We start from the raw sequence: 19,865 nt of genomic DNA on the forward strand, positions 1-19,865 counted from the left end.
CCAAAATAACCCTTTTGTAACATAATTTTAACAAACAGAGCGGGTCATGTTTTTGATGTGTTATATAATTAAAAAAAGCCATTTTTATAGATTCATTTTAGGATTCAACTTTCGAATCATGAAACAGGGTAAATTATTTGATAATAGCAATTAATTATTATCTCGGAGGTGCATACTATGTTCTGGCTACAGTTTACCATCTTATTACTCTGCATTTTCGTCGGTGCACGTCTTGGAGGTGTTGGCCTTGGCGTAATGGGTGGTGTTGGGATGGCAATCTTTGTCTTCTTCTTCCATTTACAACCAACCTCTCCCCCAATTGATGTTATGCTTATGATTTTAGCAGTTATTACAGCTGCTGGAGCGTTGCAAGCTGCTGGGGGAATGGACTATCTTGTTCATATTGCAGAAAAGGCGCTTCGTAAAAATCCGAAATGGATTACGTTCTTTGCCCCTATCGTCACTTATTTATTTACGTTTTGCGCAGGAACAGGACACGTTGCCTATTCAGTTCTTCCTGTCATTGCTGAAGTATCGCGTGAATCAGGAATTCGACCAGAGCGTCCAATGTCAATTGCTGTTATTGCATCGCAGCAAGCGATTACGGCCAGTCCAATCTCAGCAGCAACCGTTGCACTTCTCGCTATGCTTGCTGACTATAAGATTACACTATTAGATATTTTAAAAATTAGTATTCCATCTACCTTTATCGCTTGTATGTTAGCTGCTTTCGTAGCAAGCAAAATGGGGAAAGAGCTAAACGAAGATGAAGAATATTTAAAGCGATTACAAGAAGGCGTAATTCCAAAACTAGAAGAAAAGAAAGAATTTATTGTTCCAAAAGGTGCAAAACTGTCTGTTATCCTCTTTTTATTGGCAACAGTTTTAGTTGTTCTTCTTGGATCTTTTGAAGCATTACGTCCTGGCTGGATGATAGACGGAAAACTTGTACGTCTTTCGATGCCAAACACCATTGAAATGGTTATGCTAACAATCGCAGCACTTATTATTATTTTTTGTAAACCAAATGTGGAAAGCATCGTATCTGGTAACGTCTTTAAAGCAGGAGCAACAGCAGTTGTTGCAATTTTCGGTATCGCCTGGATGGGAGATACGTTCTTTAACGGTAACTTACAAATAATTCAAGGTTCTATCCAAGGACTCGTAACGAGTGCACCGTGGTTATTTGCAATTGCACTATTCGTGCTATCAATCTTGTTATATAGCCAAGCTGCAACAGTACGTGCATTAATACCACTTGGATTAACACTTGGCATTTCACCGGTACTATTGATCGCAATGTTCCCAGCTGTAAACGGATATTTCTTTATTCCAAACTACGGAACAATCGTCGCGGCAATTAACTTTGACCGTACAGGTACAACTCGTATCGGTAAATATGTGTTAAATCATAGCTTTATGATCCCAGGTCTGGTCGCAACAATTACATCAATTGGAATAGGGATGCTTCTCGTTTCACTGATGTTTTAATGAAGAAAGAGCTAGTCTTTACAAGGACTAGCTCTTTTTAATCAAACGTTTGTTTAAATTTTTTTCACTTGCTCAGCCAATTTCTTCGCACTATTATAAGGAGACTCCGCTAAACTAATCGCTGAAATCACCGAAACACCATCTGCCCCTGCTTCAACGACAGAAGCAGCATTTTCAATTGTAATCCCACCAATACCGACAATCGGAATTCCAATGCCACTTTCACGGAAAAAACGCAATCCTGCCGTTCCTTGTACCGCTTTTGCATCTTTTTTCGTGTTTGTTTGAAAAATCGGTCCTACTCCTAAATAATCGGCACCATTTTCAATCGCAAAACGAGCTTCTTCTATTGTATGAGCGGATACACCAATGATTTTATCGCCCATTTTTCCACGTACGATCTGAATGTTTTCATCATCTTGCCCAACATGAACACCATCTGCATCTAACGCTATTGCTAATTCCACATCATCATTTACGATGAATGGAACATGATACTTTTTACATAATGATTGTAGCTGCCCTGCAAATGTATACTGGTTTTCTTCCGTTAATGCTCCGTCACCTTTTTCACGATACTGAAAAAGGGTAACTCCGCCATCAAGAGCTTCTTTCATAACTTGTAATGGATCTTTGCTGCAATTATTACTTCCCATAATAAAATACACTTGTAGTAACTCAGACATACGTTGTTTATCAATCCGTGCCATTTCTCTCATCCTTCCTTATCAAACCTCTTCAACATTTCCATATCGTTCAACGTCTTCTGCAGTAACGTTTGCTAACTGATTTAGAAATTCAATTTGGAAACTTCCCGGTCCTTGCTTAGCTGTTTTACTTGCCGCAATTTCTGCCGCTACACCGTAAAATGCTACCGCCGCAACAGCTGCTTTTACGTAATCTTTTTCAACTGCCGTAAACGCTCCGATAACAGATGTTAATAAACACCCTGTTCCTGTTACTTTCGTTAAAATAGGATGACCATTACGAAGAATAAACGTTCTTTCCCCATCAGTTATAACATCTTCTTTTCCAGTAATAACGATAATGTTACGTAGCTGCCTTGCTGCTTGTTTCGCAACGGAAACAACATCACCATTTCCTCCCCCTGCATCAACCCCTTTAATCTCCCAACTCTCATCAATAACATTTGCAACCTCTGCTGCATTGCCACGGATGATTGCTAGCTTTACTTCACTTGGAATATACCTTGCCACTTCTGTTCGATACGAAGTTGCCCCAGCACCGACGGGATCAAATATAATTGGTACATTATGATTATTTGCTGACTTTCCAGCAATAAGCATCGCCTCTACTTCTTCTTGGCGAAGTGTCCCCATATTTAAAACGAGTGCTCCCGCAATACTTGCCATTTCAGCTACTTCTTCTTTTGCGTATGCCATCACAGGCGATGCACCTAATGCCAGTAATCCATTGGCAGTAAAATTTGTCACGACGACATTTGTAATATTATGAACGAGCGGATTTCTTTCTCGTACTGTCTCAACTACTTGGGCAATTTCTTTCATTTTCATATGTATCTCTCCTTTTTTATAATGGGAGATATAGCAAAAAAGACACTTTTGCGCATGCAAAGTGTCTTCATAATGTGCTCTTACACTCTCCCTACGCTGGCATTATCCAACAGGTTCAAATGGTCAACGACGGAGTAGCCGTACTCTCAGTTTGCATCCGCAAACTCCCATGTGTTTTCTTATTCATTTACTTCAGAGTCTACTCTGATTCTGTTGAAATAACAAGTTGAAAAAAGATGTAAAAACCCCTTTTTTAGATGGGCGAGAGCAACTGGCCGTGTATTTGAGCGGTCAGGACCTGTTCCTACCACGGCAACGTTTAAAACAAAGGGAGACAGCGAGTGCTGGGTATATTTTATTTTCCTTGCCGAAATTTTACATAAAGAAAAAACATAAAAGACCCCTTTTTTTAGGATGGCGAGAGTAACTGGCCATGTATTAGAGCGGTCACAGGCGGTGTTTAAGGCATTTCTGAAGCTAGTTAAAAATGGAACACTTATATTTCATAACAACGGATACGAATCTTCGGAATAACTGAATCCGAAAGGGATGTATGCTATAGTTAACTTACGGAAATTGAAAGGATGTTTGAAATATGGCAAAAAGTGTTGTAATTGCTGAAAAACCTTCTGTTGCACGTGATATTGCGCGTGTATTGAAGTGCGATAAAAAAGGAAATGGTTACATTGAAGGAAGTAAATATATTGTTACATGGGCTTTAGGGCATCTCGTTACATTAGCAGATCCTGAAAGTTATGATGTGAAGTATAAAAAGTGGAATCTTGAAGATCTTCCAATGCTTCCGGAACGTTTAAAATTAACGGTGATTAAGCAAACTGGCAAGCAATTTAATGCTGTGAAAAGTCAATTGACTAGAAATGATGTAAATGAAATCATCGTAGCTACAGACGCTGGTCGCGAAGGAGAATTAGTAGCTCGTTGGATTATTGATAAAGTGAGAATTAATAAACCGATTAAACGTCTATGGATTTCATCTGTTACCGATAAAGCGATTAAAGATGGTTTTGCAAACTTGAAACCTGGTAAAGCATACGACAATTTATATGCTTCAGCTGTTGCCCGTTCGGAAGCTGACTGGTATATCGGTCTTAACGCAACACGTGCATTAACTACAAGATTCAATGCACAATTAAATTGCGGTCGTGTTCAAACACCTACTGTAGCAATTATCGCAGGACGTGAAGATGAAATTAAAAACTTCAAAGCACAAACATACTATGGCATTGAAGCACAAACAACAGAGAGATTAAAGCTCACTTGGCAAGATGCGAAAGGCAATAGCCGCAGCTTTGATAAAGAAAAAATTGATGCGATTGTAAAAAAATTAGGAAACCAAAATGCGACTGTAGTTGAAATTGAGAAAAAAGCTAAGAAGTCATTTGCTCCTGGTCTTTACGACTTAACAGAATTACAACGTGATGCAAATAAAATCTTTGGTTATTCCGCAAAAGAAACGTTAAATATTATGCAGAAACTGTATGAACAGCACAAAGTATTAACATATCCGCGGACAGATTCACGTTATATCTCATCTGACATCGTTGGAACACTTCCAGAACGTCTGAAAGCTTGCGGAATAGGTGAGTATCGTTCTTTAGCTAATAAAGTTTTAACGAAACCAATCAAAGCTTCCAAATCTTTTGTTGATGATAGTAAAGTAAGTGATCACCATGCAATCATTCCAACAGAAAGCTATGTAAACTTCTCAGCTTTCACAGATAAAGAGCGCAAAATTTATGATTTAGTTGTCAAACGTTTCTTAGCAGTTTTATTCCCTGCTTTTGAATACGAGCAACTAACGTTACGCGCTAAAATCGGTGATGAAAACTTTGTCGCACGCGGCAAAACAATTATGAATTCCGGCTGGAAAGAAGTTTATGAAAATCGCTTTGAAGATGACGATGCAGTGGACGATTTAAAAGAACAAATCTTACCTCGCATCGAAAAAGGCGATGCATTAAACGTGAAACTAATTGCAGGGACATCTGGTCAAACAAAGCCACCTGCGCGTTTTAATGAAGCAACATTACTTTCGGCTATGGAAAATCCAACAAAGTATATGGATACGCAAAACAAACAGCTTGCTAATACATTAAAGTCAACGGGCGGACTAGGTACAGTTGCGACACGCGCCGACATTATTGATAAATTGTTCAATTCATTCTTAATTGAAAAACGCGGCAAAGACATTCACATTACATCAAAAGGCCGTCAATTACTAGATTTAGTACCAGAAGAATTAAAATCACCTACGCTAACTGCTGAGTGGGAACAAAAACTTGAGGCTATCGCGAAAGGCAAGTTGAAAAAAGAAGTATTTATTTCTGAAATGAAAAACTACACAAAAGAAATTGTTTCTGAAATTAAATCGAGCGATAAAAAATATAAGCACGACAACATTTCCACAAAAACTTGCCCAGACTGCGGCAAACCAATGCTAGAAGTAAACGGCAAAAAAGGAAAAATGCTTGTATGCCAAGATCGTGAATGTGGTCATCGCAAAAATGTATCCCGCGCGACAAACGCACGCTGCCCGCAATGTAAGAAAAAACTAGAACTTCGCGGTGAAGGAGAAGGCCAAATCTTCGCATGTAAATGCGGCTATCGCGAGAAACTTTCTTCATTCCAAGACCGTCGTAAAAAAGAATCAGGTAACAAAGCAGATAAACGTGCTGTTCAAAAATACATGAAACAGCAACAACAGCAGGAAGAACCTCTGAATAATGCATTAGCAGAAGCATTAAAGAAATTGAAGTTTGATTAAAGGAGTTGGTTTACCAACTCTTTTTTTTCATGCCTGCTAATATATCGGCGCTTTTTTCAATATATCAGCGACTTTTACAATATATCGGCGCTTTTTATAATATATCGACCACTTTTTATAATATATCAGCGCTTCGACATGATATAAAGACTCTTCGACGATGTTCGACATACTCAACGCTCCTCATAAACAAAAGGTTCCTACCCACCGGCAGGAACCTTTATTATTAATGAATTATCTTACTTCCTTTTGCATTTTCTACAAACTTTTCGCTCGACTTATTAATTGGCTTTTTCAATACTAGTGCAATAATAAGCATTACACCTACCCATAAACATAATACGAGAAGATCTTTCCAGACAATATCCCAAAGCATACCGCCTACTGTCTCACGAATAATACGAATTGCATACGTGAACGGCAGGAATGGATATAGCATTTGGAAGAACTTCGGCGTCATTTGAATTGGGAATGTTCCACCTGAACCAGCAACTTGTAATACAAGTAACACGATTGCCATGGATTTACCGATGTTTCCAAATACAGAAACAAGTGAGTATACAATACAAACGAACACTCCAGCAATTAACATGCTAAATAGGACAAACCAGAATTTATCAACCACATACGTGCCTAATAAGAACATATCTCCCATCGCTACGATAAATGCCTGAGCAAGACCGATCGTTAAGAATGTTAAGAAACGGCCGAAGTAAATGTGATAACTTTTATATTCCGCATCTTCCTCATGTACTTCTACTGTTAATAATGACACCATGAGCAATGCCCCTACCCATAATGCTAACACTGTGTAGAACGGTGACATTGCTGAACCGTAGTTTGGAAGTGGGTATAATTTATTCTCTTTTAAGTTTACTGGATTTGCGAAATAATCACTTTGTTTTTCTACATCATGCTTTAATAGACGAATGATGTCTTTTAAATCTTCTTCTGATTCAAATTCGCGAATTTTATTAGCAATTTCTTTAATTTTCTTCTCAGCTTCAGGAAGCTCTGCTTTTATTTTTTCAGCTTCTTCTTTGCCAACAGTTAATCCTTTTGATGCATCTTCTAGTAGTTTTTTGACATTAGGTAGACTTTGATTCGCTGTATTTAAAACATCCGCTGCATCTTTGTTTATTTTTTTCGTTTTAGCAATTGCATCGTTGAAACTTGGGACAATTTCAGAGTCATATCGTGCTAAGATATCACCTAATGTGCTGGATGCATCTTTAGCAGCTGCATTTATACCATCTATATCATCTTTTGATGGTAGTTTCCCGCTATTAATGAAATCAAGCGCCTTATTAGTTGCATTAATTCCCTTTTGCATTTTTGCTTTTGCATCATTTAAATTCGCTACAGTATCAGGAATATTTGTTGTTTTTCCGGCATGACCAGCAAGCTTATCTACATCATTTAACACTGGAATAATGTCATCTATCAAATTAATGCCCTTTTGAAACTGTGATTGAGCATCGTATAGCCCTTGTTTCATCGGCTCTAAAATTCCTTTATCACCTACACCGTTATCAATGATATTTATTGCTTTATTTGTATCATTAATAAAACTATCTGTAAGTCCTTCAACCTGTTTTGCTGCACTACCAATGTGATTTAAATTATTTTCAATGGTCCGTTTATTCTTGTCGGGATCATTCGCTGCTTCTACTGCCTTTTTTGCATCTACGTTAATTGTAGTAAGCCCTTCCTTAAGGACAGTTAGGTTACTCATAAGCTCATCTTTTTGAGGAATGTTAGAATTTTGCACAATTTTCATGAGTAACTCAGTTTGTTCAATACCAAATGCAGATAATTTCTCTATTCCTTCGACACTTTCCTTGACCTTTGCCGGATCAACTTTATTTAGTTCTTCTCTTGCCTTATTTGTATAACCAGAAATCTTTTGCGAAACTTCCTTTATTGTATTTGCTGTATTTTGCGCAGATTTAATTTTCTCTTTCAGCGTTTCCTTATTTATATTCATCGATGGATCTTTTAATAAATCCGTAATCTGCGCCGTACCATCAGCAGCTTTTTTCGCATACGTTAAGTCTCTCTTAATAGCTGCTGGTGCCTCATCCAGCGTTTGATCATTTGCGGCAAAGAACGAATCTAAATCTTTCGTTAGTTGCTGGCTATCATGAATGATACTTTCAACCTTTGGCATCGTATCTTGTGCTGTTTTGACAAGATCTTGCGCCGTGCCAGCATCCGTTAATGCTGTATCTACCACTTTATTGATTTCTGGCATTTGCGTTTCTAATTTGAAAACGAGATCCTTTACTTTTTCGATACTTGGTAAGTTTGTTTCTAGATCAATTCCAAGTTCATTAAAGATTTTAAAAATCTCACCATTTGCGGTTTTGACAAAGTTTTTGCCTATTTCCTCAACAATACCGGACGCGCCTTTTGAAGTAATCTTTGGTGCAATGGCATTTACCTTTTCATTCACATAATATTGAATTTCTGGTTTTTGCGGATTATCATCTAATACCGTTGCAATTTTTTCTGAGAAGTCTTTCGGAATGGTAATACTTGCATAATATTCGCCATGCTTCACGCCATGTATTGCTTCCTTTTTATCAACAAACTTCCAACCGAGGTTTTTATTGTTTTTTAGGGAATTCACGACTTCTTCCCCTATATTAATGTCTTTCCCTCGTAAATTTGAACCTTTGTCTTCATTAGATATTGCGATAGGAACATCTTTCGTACTTCCATAAGGGTCCCACGAGGCCTCAATATTAAACCATGCATAGAGCGATGGTAAAATCGTAAGCCCTATGATGATAACAATTGCAGCCCAGTGCCTTGCTACATTCCGTATGTCTGTCGTATAAATACGCCATATTTGTTTCATTTTATTAATCACCTAATCATATGTTTTTTCTTTCGTCCGAATTCATACATGCATTTCGCCATTATAACATTGTTTTTTGAAAAATTTAACTGAAATGACCTATCACTCCTGAAAACTGTATACATCATTATATGATACTTTTCATGAAATATACAAACAAATTGACCGTTTTAGTTTTACGTTCAATATTGAAGATTATATATGAAATGTAATAAAAAAGGCAACCATTCCGTATTTTGCACGGTGGTTGCCTTTTCATTACATGTTAATTTGAACTTCAACGCCAAAATGGTCCGATATTACTTCTCGGTTTATCCCATTAAAAATTACTTTGGAAGAAGTAACTTGTACAGGTTGATTGCTTAAAATAAGGTCGATACGTAAATTTTGTTTATTCTCATCCCATCCAGCAATCTTTCCTTGTACAGTTGTTCCTTCATCTTTTTGCTTTGCTAATTGATACGTGTCATATAAACCCTTTTGCATGAGATAATCATAGCCTTCATTTTGCAAACGTGCATTGTTATTGAAGTCACCCATTAAGAGCGACAATTCATCTTTATCTACACGATGCAGTAAATGATCGACTTGATTTTGAAATGGTTCTTCTTCGTCATTCCACCAGCCAAGATGACAAGAATATAATGTCACCGGCTGGTTGTAATAAGAAACAGTTATACTGACAATTTTTCTTGTTTTCCAGTATGTTGTATCTGTACTGTTTGATACGAAAAAGGAATCACTCTTTTGAATTGCATGTTTTGTTAAAATGGCTAAACCTTCTTCATACACATCGTACCCGATATGAGCAAAGTCCCATACAGCGTCATATTTTGCCGCGCCAAGCTTTTCTAGTTCTACTTGTAATAAGCGGACAAAATTATCTTCTTTCATGTTACCGGATATATTTTGAGCCGTAATTGACTGACTTACCTCTTGCAATGCGATGACGTCATAGTCATTTTCTTGAATCATTTTTGCTAAATAATGAATCTTTGCAAGTTGCTCATCTTCTTGCCACGAATGACAATTTAGGGTTAATAATTTCATTTCTTATATCCCTAAAATATCTTGAATATCAGACTTTAATACGTCAGCTTTTGGACCATACACAGCTTGTACACCTTTATCTTTTACAATTAAGCCAAGCGCTCCGTTCTTCTTCCAATCCGCTTCTTTTGCAACGATATCTAAGTCTTTTACTGTCACACGTAAACGTGTCATACAAGCATCTACATCTGCAATGTTGTTTTTCCCGCCTAACAGCGCGATAACCACTGTCGCTAATGAACCTTCTTTCACATTAACTGCTGCTTCTTCAGCACCATCTTCATTCTCAATGTAGTTACCAGCACGTCCTGGTGTTGGTAAATTGAACTTTTTAATTAAGAAGTTGAAGATTGTAAAGTTTAATCCAAAGAAGATAGCTGATACAACAAAGAAGTTAATAAGATCTCTTGTTAATCCAGCCTTTACGATCATTGGTGTACGAGTTAATAACTCAATAAAACCAAATGCATGGATACGTAAATTAATTAAATCTGCTAATGCGAATGCTACACCAGTGATAATCGCATACACAACATATAATACTGGGGCAATAAACATAAACATAAATTCAATCGGCTCTGTAACCCCAGTTAAAAATACTGCTAATGCTGCTGAGAAGAACATTGGTTTATATTTATGACGCTTGTCTACATCTACGTTACGGTACATCGCAAATGCGATACCAATTAATGATGCAGTTGAACCGATAACTTGTCCTACTTTGAAACGTGCTGGAACAACATTATTTAATAAATCGTGATATGCTTTCATATCACCTTTCGTTATTAAGCTATTTAAGTCTGTAATCCATGCAAGCCATAATGGATCTTGTCCCGCTACAATTTGTCCTGCCTTAGCACCTGTTAAGATTGTGTACGATCCGCCAAGCGCTGTGTAGTTCATCGGAATCGTTAACATATGATGCAATCCAAATGGTAATAATAAACGTTCTAATGTTCCATATACAAACGGCGCAACAATTGGTGCGCTATCCTTTGAAGCTGCAATCCAGCGTCCAAATTCGTTTAATCCACTTTGAATGAATGGCCATACGAACGATAAAATAATAGCAGTGATTGTAGAACCAACAATTACTACAAATGGTACGAAACGTTTTCCGTTAAAGAAAGCTAATGCTTGTGGTAATTTATTATAGTTATAATATTTATTGTATAGCGTAGCTCCTAAGAAACCTGAAATAATACCTACGAAAACTCCCATGTTAAGTGCTGGTGCACCAAGAACAGAAGTGAAATAATCTTTTACAAGTAAATCTCCCGCTAATAAGGAAGATACTTTTGCTTTTGAACTCGCTAACATTACAGCGTTTACACCAAAAATTGCTCCTGTAATTCGGTTCGTTAATACGAATGCTAGCAATGCTGCAAATGCACCACCCGCACGATCTTTTGCCCAAGATCCCCCAATTGCTACAGCGAATAAAATGTTTAAGTTTACAATAATTGCCCAACCGATATCTTCCATAACTCTAGCAATTATTTGCACGGCAGATACATCGCCCGCAGACATACCAATTAATTTACCGATGGAAATCATTAAACCAGCAGCTGGCATAACCGCTACTACTACTAATAAAGCTTTTCCGAACTTTTGCCAAAAATCAAAAGATGCAAGTTTTTTCATTTTTTTGTTCCTCCTTTTTCTAAATTACAATCCCTCATGTATAAATAATAATTGCATTTCCCCTCGCGAAAACGTTTTACGCAATCGTTTTCATAAATTTATTTTAATAAAAGCGTTTTCATATTGCAATAACAATTTTATTAAAAATACAATTTTTATATAAAAAAAGATGCTATATAAGCATCTTTTTTTATTAATAAACACGATAAATCCTTGTTTCATATGGTTTTAAATTAATTGTTGTCACTGCATCATGCTCTTCTACTTCATAGTTATTTAAAAGCAAACGATTGCATTTTAGCTCGAACGCAGTCTCATCATATACAGCTTCACTCTTTGATACATTGCTCATTACAACAACTTTTTCATCATGTAACGTACGTGTATACGCATAAATTTGCGGATGATCTTCTAACAGTAAATCGTACGTGCCATACGTAAACACTTCATGTTCTTTTTTCAGCACAATCATCTTTTTATAGAAATTTAAAATAGAATTTGCGTCTGTTTGCTGCGCGTCTACATTAATTTCTTTATAATTTGGATTCATTCCAAACCAAGGTGTACCTGTTGTAAAACCAGCATTTTCTTCGTTACTCCACTGCATCGGTGTACGTGAGTTATCGCGGCAAGATGCCCAAATAATCTCCATAATTTCTTGATGAGGTACTCCCTCTTCAATCTTTTGACGATATAAGTTCTTAATCGCCACATCATCATAGTCTTCAATACGCGGGAACTGAACATTCGTCATCCCGATTTCTTGTCCTTGATAAATGAACGGCGTACCTTGCATAAAGAAATACATTGCTCCTAAAGCTGTTGCACTTTCGTGCCAATATTGTTTGTCATCACCCCAAGTAGAAACAATACGAGGTTTATCATGATTTTCAATATATAGCGCATTCCAACCTTTATTTTCTAACCCTTTTTGCCACTTTGTTAACACTTTTTTAAGCCCTACAACATCGAGATCTTTTTTCTTTTCTGCATCCCATAAGCTTAAATGCTCAAATTGAAATACCATATTAAACTTCCCTTGCTCTTCTCCAACCCAAAGCTCAGCATCTTCAATTTTCACACCATTTGCTTCGCCGACAGTCATAATATCATACTTGGCAAACGTGTTTGTTTTTAACTCTTCTAAAAGTGGCTGAATGCCATTTACATTCATATGTTTATCGAAAGAAGGCACATACTTTAACCCTTTCGGATTCGGCATATCCTTAAATCCTTCTTCCTTCTTAATGTGACTAATCGCATCAACACGGAAGCCATCAATTCCTTTATCAAGCCACCAATTCACCGTACTATATAAAGTCTCGCGCACTTCTTCATTTTGCCAGTTTAAATCTGGTTGCTTACGTGAGAACAGATGTAAGTAATATTGGTCCGTTGTTTCATCGTACTCCCAAGCAGATCCGTTAAAAATACTTTCCCAGTTATTCGGTTCTTTCCCATTTTTTCCATCCTGCCAAATATACCAATCACGCTTTGGATTATCTTTAGAAGAACGCGATTCAATAAACCACGGATGCTCATCACTTGTATGATTAATAACTAAATCAATAATTAGCTTCATATCACGTTTATGCACTTCTGCTAATAGTTCATCAAAATCAGCCATCGTACCAAATTCGTCCATAATATCTTGATAATCACTAATATCATAACCGTTATCATCATTTGGTGATTTATACATTGGGCAAATCCAAATTACATCAATGCCTAGATCTTTCAAATAGTCTAACTTTGAAATCATACCTTGTAAATCACCGATACCATCACCGTTTGAATCCATAAAACTGCGCGGATAAATTTGATAAGCTACAGCTTCTTTCCACCACGTTTTGTTCATAATCTCATCTCTCCTTTTGCACAATTTTGTTATGCAAACGTTTTCGTAACACTATCATATCAAAATATACAGAGTTTGCAACGATAAATTTTTACATTCGTACTAAATATATGTGTATGATTAGTCTGAAACAAAGTGAAAATTTTATCCAAATAGCGGTTATAATTTGCTGCTTCCAACTTAAAATCCTTATATTGGATAACGTGAAAAAAGTTCTTTATACACATATAAAGAACTTCAATAGACTATATAGTTAATAATTAACTTCATTAATATTATTACTCATTTCCCTACTATCTAATTTTTCACATCGCACTTTCTTCAAAATAAGCCGGATTATGTATTGTGATTTTTTTATCTAGAATTGTAACAATACAATCATTTTTTAGTTGCTTTAATACCCCGCTAACAGTCTCGCGAGATGTCCCGGATATTTTAGAAATTTCAATGGTTGTGAGAGGACATGAAATTAAAATTTCTTTTCCCGCTTCTTCTCCTAAATCGTTCATCAAGTAACCTAATGTTTGTATAACGCGGTCTTGTGCATTTGGAGTAGTAATATTTTGGACACGCTTTTCATTTATTTTCAGTATAGAAGACAGTTCCTGAACAATATGCATGAGCTGCTGTCGATTCGATTTCACCATATCCTCAAAAATAGAAGTGGGAATATAGTACACATCAACGTCCGTCATTGCTATAGCCGTATAATTATATGACGCATCTGTAAACATACCACAATAAGGAAAAATGGAAAAACGCTTTACGTAATCTTCATATAAGAAATTTCCGCTTTGATTCACTCGCTCTAATTTGACAAATCCATCTAACATAAAGTAAATTCTTTCTCTTGAATCACCTTCTAAAAATAAATATTGACCCTTTTTATAGGTTCGCCAATACACAAACTGTGCTAGACTTTTTAATTTCGTATCTGTTAAGTCAGCAAATAATTCAAATTTCCTTAAATCTTCAACTATATTACGTTTTTGCATGAAATGTCCTCTCTCTTTCTATAAAGTGAAACTTCCATCAGCTTAGGATTCTTCATCCTCCGCCTATTTTTTTTTGCTTCTCTTTTCATCTTGAGGTGAGGGTCTGTAATTGTTATGTAGTATAAGGAAAGCGTTTTCAAAATTATCTTATCATAATAAAGCGTTAATTTTTTTCCTTTATCATGAATACTTTATGAACTTACTTGAACAGAAAAAGAATGAAGCCTGTCACTTCATTCCCTTTCTGTTCAAATATTTATAACTCTTACTTTGAAATAATGGTTCCCGCATTTTCTTCTAACGCTTCATATACTTTTTCTAATGAAGTAATAATCGTTTTTCGTTTTGGATCTGTATTCACAAAGTTAATAGCTGCTTCAATTTTCGGAAGCATACTTCCAGGTGCAAATTGATTTTCTTGTATATATTTCTCTAGTTCAGCAACTGTAACATTCTCTAATTTTTTCTCAGTTGGCGTATTGAAGTTTACATACACATAATCAACTGCAGTTAAAATGACGAGAATATCAGCATCTACTAATTCAGCTAATTTTTGAGCAGCAAAATCTTTATCAATAACAGCCTCCGTTCCTACTAATCCATCTTTCGAGTCAATAACAGGGATGCCTCCGCCTCCAACAGCAATGACAATATCACCGTCCTCCACTAATGCATTAATCACTTTATGCTCGTGAATACTTACCGGTTTTGGCGATGGTACAACACGCCGCCAGCCACGTCCTGCATCTTCTTTAAACGTAGCTTTTGTTGTCTCCATTAACTTTCGTGCTTCTTCTTCTGTATAAAAGGGACCAATTGGTTTTGTTGGATTTTCGAATGCCTCATCATCCTTATCCACCTCAACCCGCGTGATCACCGTTACTACATCTTTTTCGATACCCCGTTTTTTCAAAGCCTTTTCAATTGCATTTTCCATCCAATACCCAATCATTCCTTGGCTCATTGCCCCGCAAGTATCTAGTGGCATAGCAGGTGTTTTGTCCGTTTCCGCTGCTTTTTGCTGCAATAAGATGTTACCTACTTGTGGACCATTCCCGTGTGCAATGACAACGTCTACATTATTTTCCATGATTTTAACCAATTGTTCTGCCGTTCTTTCTAACGCTTCTTGTTGTGCCTGTGCAGTAGCATCTCCAGATTGGATTGCATTTCCGCCCAATGCAACGACGATTTTTCTTCTTGTCATCTTGTAACCCTCCTATTTCTTTTCAAAAGAGTTTTTTTAAAGAGTAATACCGCCTGTAGCCAATTGATAAATTGCAAACAGTGCTAAAATTCCGATAATTACCGAAGAAATAAGCTCGACACGAGTAAAGATTTGTTTTTGATTTGTTTGCTTTTGAACTTTATAAAAGATAAAAATTCCTGGTGCATATAATGTCATAGTCAGCAATAAATAATTTAAACCTGCTGCATAAATTAACCAAATCCCATACATACTCGCAACTAAACCAATGACAATATTTCTTGTACGATCTTTCTCCCCGGACTGCAAACTATACTTAAATTGATAGAATGCTGAAAAAGCATAAGGAATTAAAATCGCCGAAGAAGCGAGTGAAAATGCAAAATGGTAAGCTTGATCTGAAACAACAAATGTCAATAAGAAAACTTGAATCAGACCATTTGTTAACCATAATGCATTGACAGGAGCCTTATTTTTATTTTCCTTCCCAAACCATTTTGGAAATACGCCGTCTTTTGCAGCTAAATAAGGAATTTCAGATGCTAGCAACGTCCAGCCTAACCAAGCACCTAATACAGAAATGATTAAACCTAAGTTAATAAAGATAGCCCCCCATTTTCCGACAACGCTTTCAAATAAATAGGCCATTGCTGGATTTTTCAAATTCGCAACGTCCGCCTGCTTCATAATTCCTAATGATAATAATGTCAGAAGAATGTATATAATGAGAGTTCCTATTAATCCAATAACAGTTGCTTTCCCAACATCACTTCGACTTTTTGCACGACTTGATAAGACGACAGCTCCTTCTACCCCAATAAATACCCAAAGTGTGACAAGCATTGTACTTTTTACTTGACTTCCTACATCCGCCCAAGAGAAAGTAGCACCTTGCCCCCAAAATCCATCTACGAAAATATCAATATGAAAAGCAAATATCCCGACAATAATAAATACAAAGACAGGTACTAACTTTGCAATTGTTGTGACTAAATTTACAAGTGCTGCTGAGTGTACACCCCGTAAAATCATCATATGAACACACCAAAGTAATACACTTGCTCCAATAATGGATGCTACATTTTGTCCCCCTTCAAAGGCAGGAATGAAATAACCTATTGAGGAAAATAACAGCGTACCGTAAGCTACATTTCCGAGCCAAGCGGATAACCAGTATCCCCAGGCACTATTAAACCCCATAAAATTACCAAACCCAGCTTTTGCATAACTAAAAATTCCACCATCTAAATCCGGTCTTTTCACTGTTAAATTTTGAAATGATAATCCAAGAGAAACCATTCCGATACCTGTTATAATCCATCCAATAATAATTGCCCCTGCACCTGCACCCTTTGCCATATCACTCGCTAAGTTAAATGCTCCGCCACCAATCATCGAGCCTACAACAAGAGCGGTCAAAGTAAACAGTCCTAATTTTTTTTCGTCCCCCACTACACTCACCTCTCTTTTATCAGATAGGAATACAGTGAAACTTTTACCAATAGAGGGATAAAGAAGGAGGAATCTCCTCCTTCTTTATTCCATATTTCCTAAAGTAGCTGCCATAACCGCTTTAATTGTATGCATTCTATTTTCCGCTTGATCAAATACTTTTGAATGCTTACTGCGGAATACTTCGTCACTTACCTCCATTTCTTTTATGCCATATTTTTCATATATTTCCTCTCCATACAATGTTTCTACATCATGAAATGCAGGCAAACAATGTAAGAAAATCATATTTTCATTTCCGGTCTTTTTAATCATTTCCATGTTCACTTGATATGGAGTAAGAAGTTCAATACGTTCAGCAAATTTATCTTCTTCGCCCATAGATACCCATACATCTGTATAAATAACATCAGCACCTGCAACAGCTTCTTCTACGTTGCTCGTTACCATTACCCGGTCACTATATTGTTTCGCGATATCAACGATTTCCTGTGCTGGGAATAATGATTCTGGGGTACAAATGTGCACTTCCATTCCGACCATTGAGCCGCCAACTAACAAGCTATTTGCGACATTATTACGTCCGTCGCCGACATAGACGAGCTTCTTATCCTTTAATTCTCCGAGGTGCTCTTTTATTGTTAACAAATCAGCAAGTGTTTGTGTCGGATGCCACATGTCTGTTAAGCCGTTCCATACTGGTACACCTGAATTGTTCGCTAGTGATTCTACTGTTGCATGGGAGAATCCACGGAATTCAATACCGTCAAACATACGTCCTAACACTTTTGCTGTATCTTCAACAGATTCTTTCTTTCCTAGCTGAATATCATTTTTACCTAAGTATTCAGGACTTGCCCCTAAATCTGTACATGCTACTGTAAATGCACAACGGGTACGAGTTGAGGTTTTTTCAAATAGTAGGGCAACATTTTTACCTTCTAAATAATGATGCGGGATACCATTTTTCTTTTTCTCTTTTAATTCTGCCGCTAAATCAATAAGATATAATAATTCTTCCTCTGTAAAATCTTTTTCAGCAAGAAAACTTCTTCCTTTTAAGTTTGGTTTTGTCATCATCATCACTCATCCCTACTTTCTTCTCTATTTAAATTAAATATCTTTTCGGACAATCGGCATACTCATACAACGTGGACCCCCACGGCCGCGAGACAATTCTGAGCTTAATACTTCCACAACCTCAATACCATGCTCTCGTAATAAAGCATTGGATACATAGTTACGATCATATGTAACAACTACGCCTGGTGCGATTGCTAGTGTGTTAGATCCGTCGTTCCATTGTTCACGAGCAGAAGCAATCGCATCTCCTCCTCCGCAAGGAATAAGTACCAATTCACTCAAACCTAATGCTTCTTTTAAAGCCTCAGTTAAAGAAGTACGATGTGAAATTTTAAGAACTTCTTCACTCTCTCCTTTTTCCAGAATATAAATATTCATATTTCCTTCTGGACCTTGAATAGCTGGATGAATTGTAAATTTATCATAATCAACCATTGTAAATACTGTATCTAAATGCATAAATGCACGACATTTTGGAATCTCTATTGCTAGTACTTTCTTAATTTTATTTTGACGACTAAATAAATTTTTCGCTAAACGTTCAATCGCTTTAGCCGATGTTCTAGCCGATACGCCAATCGCAATTGTTTCTTCATTTAAGATCAGCTCATCGCCGCCTTCAATTGGAAACTGATAATCGCGATCTAACCAAACTGGTACATTGTGACTCGCAAAGCGTGGATGATGTTTAATGATATATTCCATAAACAATGATTCACGTCTCCGTGCTGGTTCTCTCATTTTGTTAATTGTTAAACCGCCACCTATACTAGCTGCTGGGTCACGAGTAAAATATAGATTTGGCATTGGATCTAAATAAAATGGATAATGATCTTCCATAAATTCATACAGGTGGGTCTTTTTACTAGCTTCAATTTCGTTTTTCCGTACGCCCCCCATAATCTTCTGAATCATTTCTTCATTTGAAAAGGAAAGTAAATATTCTTTTAAATTATGATACGCACCGTTTACATCAGCTTGTCCTTCTTTTAAAATACGATCAACAAATTCTTCACGAAGTTTTTTATCAGCTAACGCCTCAGCTGCTAGTGTTTCTAAATAAAGAACTTCAACACCCCGATTGCGTAACGTTTGCGCAAAATAATCATGCTCTTTTTGAATAATTGGTAAATATGGAATATCGTCAAATAATAATTGTTGCAAATAATCTGGCGTTAAGTTCTCCACTTCTTTACCAGGACGCTTTAGTAAAACCGTTTCTAATTCTCCAATTTCTGAAGTAACATGGATCGGATGTTTCATTTGTTGTACCTCCTTTTAAATTTGTTTGTTGTCTACAAATACATAATAAACGGAATGCATATACAGATTTGTGAAAACGCTAACATTACTAAGTGGAATATTTCACAAATTATTTTTTAAAAACGATATGTAATTGTATTTTTATAAGATATTTCACTTCATAATTAACTAATAAGGTGAAATATCACGCATATTAGCTGTATAATAGCCTCCTATTTTTATTAAAAATTTTTTATCTCGCATTTGCATAAACCTCAATATAAACAAAAAGGCTGTTCTAACATTCATTAGAAACAGCCCTCTCATTTATGTATTCATTTTATCCCGCTATTCGTGGGCAGTAATACTCCCACCTCAAAATTTGGCGAAAGCATTGTCCAGCTCTAGCGGCTAGAATCTCCGGCCGTTTCGCCCCCTCGGACGAGGCAAAAAGCGCCTCTCTGTCAGGGGCGTGGGCGTCCTGCGATTCTGAACGAGCCGCTTCCGCTTTTCTTAAGAAGTTAGGTAGGAGATAAACTGCCCGTAAAAGCCCGATTGGTGAGGGCTGATAATCAGTGGGGGATGAAAAAACCCCCACTGATTAAAGTTTCACTTTATATATCCGTTACCTAAAAAGAACGGAATCTTAATATCGTTTTT

Annotated in this window: 14 protein-coding genes and 1 riboswitch; of the genes, 2 read left to right on the forward strand and 12 right to left on the reverse strand. The window is 36.7% G+C overall.

From position 1 onward, the window contains the following. Nucleotides 1-177: 177 nt before the first annotated feature. Complete coding sequence (locus BR72_RS23195; protein ID WP_035437655.1) at nt 178-1,491, forward strand: anaerobic C4-dicarboxylate transporter family protein; 1,314 nt, start codon at nt 178-180, stop codon at nt 1,489-1,491. A 53-nt stretch (nt 1,492-1,544) separates the two neighbouring features. Here the strand turns inward: BR72_RS23195 and thiE are convergent, their stop codons facing one another. Then, nucleotides 1,545-2,201, reverse strand: coding sequence for a thiamine phosphate synthase (gene thiE, locus BR72_RS23200; RefSeq protein ID WP_035437657.1), 657 nt, complete (start codon nt 2,199-2,201; stop codon nt 1,545-1,547). 18 nt (nt 2,202-2,219) lie between these two features. Further along, nucleotides 2,220-3,026: a hydroxyethylthiazole kinase gene (gene thiM, locus BR72_RS23205; RefSeq protein WP_035437659.1), complete on the reverse strand. Its 807-nt coding sequence runs from the start codon at nt 3,024-3,026 to the stop codon at nt 2,220-2,222. A 71-nt stretch (nt 3,027-3,097) separates the two neighbouring features. Then, nucleotides 3,098-3,207: riboswitch (TPP riboswitch) on the reverse strand. A 414-nt stretch (nt 3,208-3,621) separates the two neighbouring features. Here thiM and BR72_RS23210 point away from each other — a divergent pair. Beyond that, nucleotides 3,622-5,811 (forward strand): DNA topoisomerase III, encoded by a 2,190-nt coding sequence (locus BR72_RS23210; protein ID WP_035437661.1) that lies wholly within the window; start codon nt 3,622-3,624, stop codon nt 5,809-5,811. Nucleotides 5,812-5,847: 36 nt separating this feature from the next. Here BR72_RS23210 and BR72_RS27390 read toward each other — a convergent pair whose 3' ends face one another. The 10 genes from BR72_RS27390 to arcA form a co-directional block, all read right to left on the reverse strand. Then, nucleotides 5,848-5,982, reverse strand: coding sequence for a hypothetical protein (locus BR72_RS27390; RefSeq protein WP_256217134.1), 135 nt, complete (start codon nt 5,980-5,982; stop codon nt 5,848-5,850). A gap of 55 nt (nt 5,983-6,037) precedes the next feature. Beyond that, a complete protein-coding gene (locus BR72_RS23215; protein WP_035437663.1) occupies nt 6,038-8,674 on the reverse strand; it encodes a YhgE/Pip domain-containing protein in 2,637 nt (878 codons plus the stop codon). Between the two features lie 258 nt (nt 8,675-8,932). Then, nucleotides 8,933-9,724 (reverse strand): endonuclease/exonuclease/phosphatase family protein, encoded by a 792-nt coding sequence (locus tag BR72_RS23220; RefSeq protein WP_035437664.1) that lies wholly within the window; start codon nt 9,722-9,724, stop codon nt 8,933-8,935. A 3-nt stretch (nt 9,725-9,727) separates the two neighbouring features. Further along, nucleotides 9,728-11,368, reverse strand: coding sequence for a PTS transporter subunit IIBC (locus BR72_RS23225; RefSeq protein ID WP_035437665.1), 1,641 nt, complete (start codon nt 11,366-11,368; stop codon nt 9,728-9,730). Nucleotides 11,369-11,561: 193 nt separating this feature from the next. Further along, nucleotides 11,562-13,226, reverse strand: coding sequence for a glycoside hydrolase family 13 protein (locus BR72_RS23230; RefSeq protein ID WP_035437666.1), 1,665 nt, complete (start codon nt 13,224-13,226; stop codon nt 11,562-11,564). A 305-nt stretch (nt 13,227-13,531) separates the two neighbouring features. Continuing rightward, entirely contained in the window at nt 13,532-14,221 is a 690-nt protein-coding gene (locus BR72_RS23235; RefSeq protein ID WP_035437667.1) for a Crp/Fnr family transcriptional regulator, read from the reverse strand. A gap of 265 nt (nt 14,222-14,486) precedes the next feature. After that, entirely contained in the window at nt 14,487-15,428 is a 942-nt protein-coding gene (arcC, locus tag BR72_RS23240; protein ID WP_035437669.1) for a carbamate kinase, read from the reverse strand. A gap of 36 nt (nt 15,429-15,464) precedes the next feature. Then, on the reverse strand, nt 15,465-16,880 hold the full coding sequence (arcD, locus tag BR72_RS23245) for an arginine-ornithine antiporter (RefSeq protein WP_035437671.1): 1,416 nt from the start codon (nt 16,878-16,880) through the stop codon (nt 15,465-15,467). Nucleotides 16,881-16,964: 84 nt separating this feature from the next. Beyond that, on the reverse strand, nt 16,965-17,963 hold the full coding sequence (argF, locus tag BR72_RS23250) for an ornithine carbamoyltransferase (RefSeq protein ID WP_035437673.1): 999 nt from the start codon (nt 17,961-17,963) through the stop codon (nt 16,965-16,967). Nucleotides 17,964-17,993: 30 nt separating this feature from the next. Then, on the reverse strand, nt 17,994-19,226 hold the full coding sequence (arcA, locus tag BR72_RS23255) for an arginine deiminase (RefSeq protein ID WP_035437675.1): 1,233 nt from the start codon (nt 19,224-19,226) through the stop codon (nt 17,994-17,996). Nucleotides 19,227-19,865: the final 639 nt, after the last annotated feature.

The organism is Bacillus sp. UNC322MFChir4.1 (genome assembly GCF_000746135.1).
GTDB lineage: Bacteria > Bacillota > Bacilli > Bacillales > Bacillaceae_G > Bacillus_A.

Bases quoted from the DNA above. Each gene is read 5' to 3' on its own strand.
- thiE (WP_035437657.1), bottom strand. From the start codon at position 2,201: ATGGCACGGATTGATAAACAACGTATGTCTGAGTTACTACAAGTGTAT.
- BR72_RS23220 (WP_035437664.1), bottom strand. From the start codon at position 9,724: ATGAAATTATTAACCCTAAATTGTCATTCGTGGCAAGAAGATGAGCAA.
- thiM (WP_035437659.1), bottom strand. From the start codon at position 3,026: ATGAAAATGAAAGAAATTGCCCAAGTAGTTGAGACAGTACGAGAAAGA.
- BR72_RS23225 (WP_035437665.1), bottom strand. From the start codon at position 11,368: ATGAAAAAACTTGCATCTTTTGATTTTTGGCAAAAGTTCGGAAAAGCT.
- argF (WP_035437673.1), bottom strand. From the start codon at position 17,963: ATGATGATGACAAAACCAAACTTAAAAGGAAGAAGTTTTCTTGCTGAA.
- BR72_RS23235 (WP_035437667.1), bottom strand. From the start codon at position 14,221: ATGCAAAAACGTAATATAGTTGAAGATTTAAGGAAATTTGAATTATTT.
- BR72_RS23210 (WP_035437661.1), top strand. From the start codon at position 3,622: ATGGCAAAAAGTGTTGTAATTGCTGAAAAACCTTCTGTTGCACGTGAT.
- arcA (WP_035437675.1), bottom strand. From the start codon at position 19,226: ATGAAACATCCGATCCATGTTACTTCAGAAATTGGAGAATTAGAAACG.
- BR72_RS23215 (WP_035437663.1), bottom strand. From the start codon at position 8,674: ATGAAACAAATATGGCGTATTTATACGACAGACATACGGAATGTAGCA.
- BR72_RS27390 (WP_256217134.1), bottom strand. From the start codon at position 5,982: ATGTCGAACATCGTCGAAGAGTCTTTATATCATGTCGAAGCGCTGATA.
- arcC (WP_035437669.1), bottom strand. From the start codon at position 15,428: ATGACAAGAAGAAAAATCGTCGTTGCATTGGGCGGAAATGCAATCCAA.
- BR72_RS23230 (WP_035437666.1), bottom strand. From the start codon at position 13,226: ATGAACAAAACGTGGTGGAAAGAAGCTGTAGCTTATCAAATTTATCCG.
- BR72_RS23195 (WP_035437655.1), top strand. From the start codon at position 178: ATGTTCTGGCTACAGTTTACCATCTTATTACTCTGCATTTTCGTCGGT.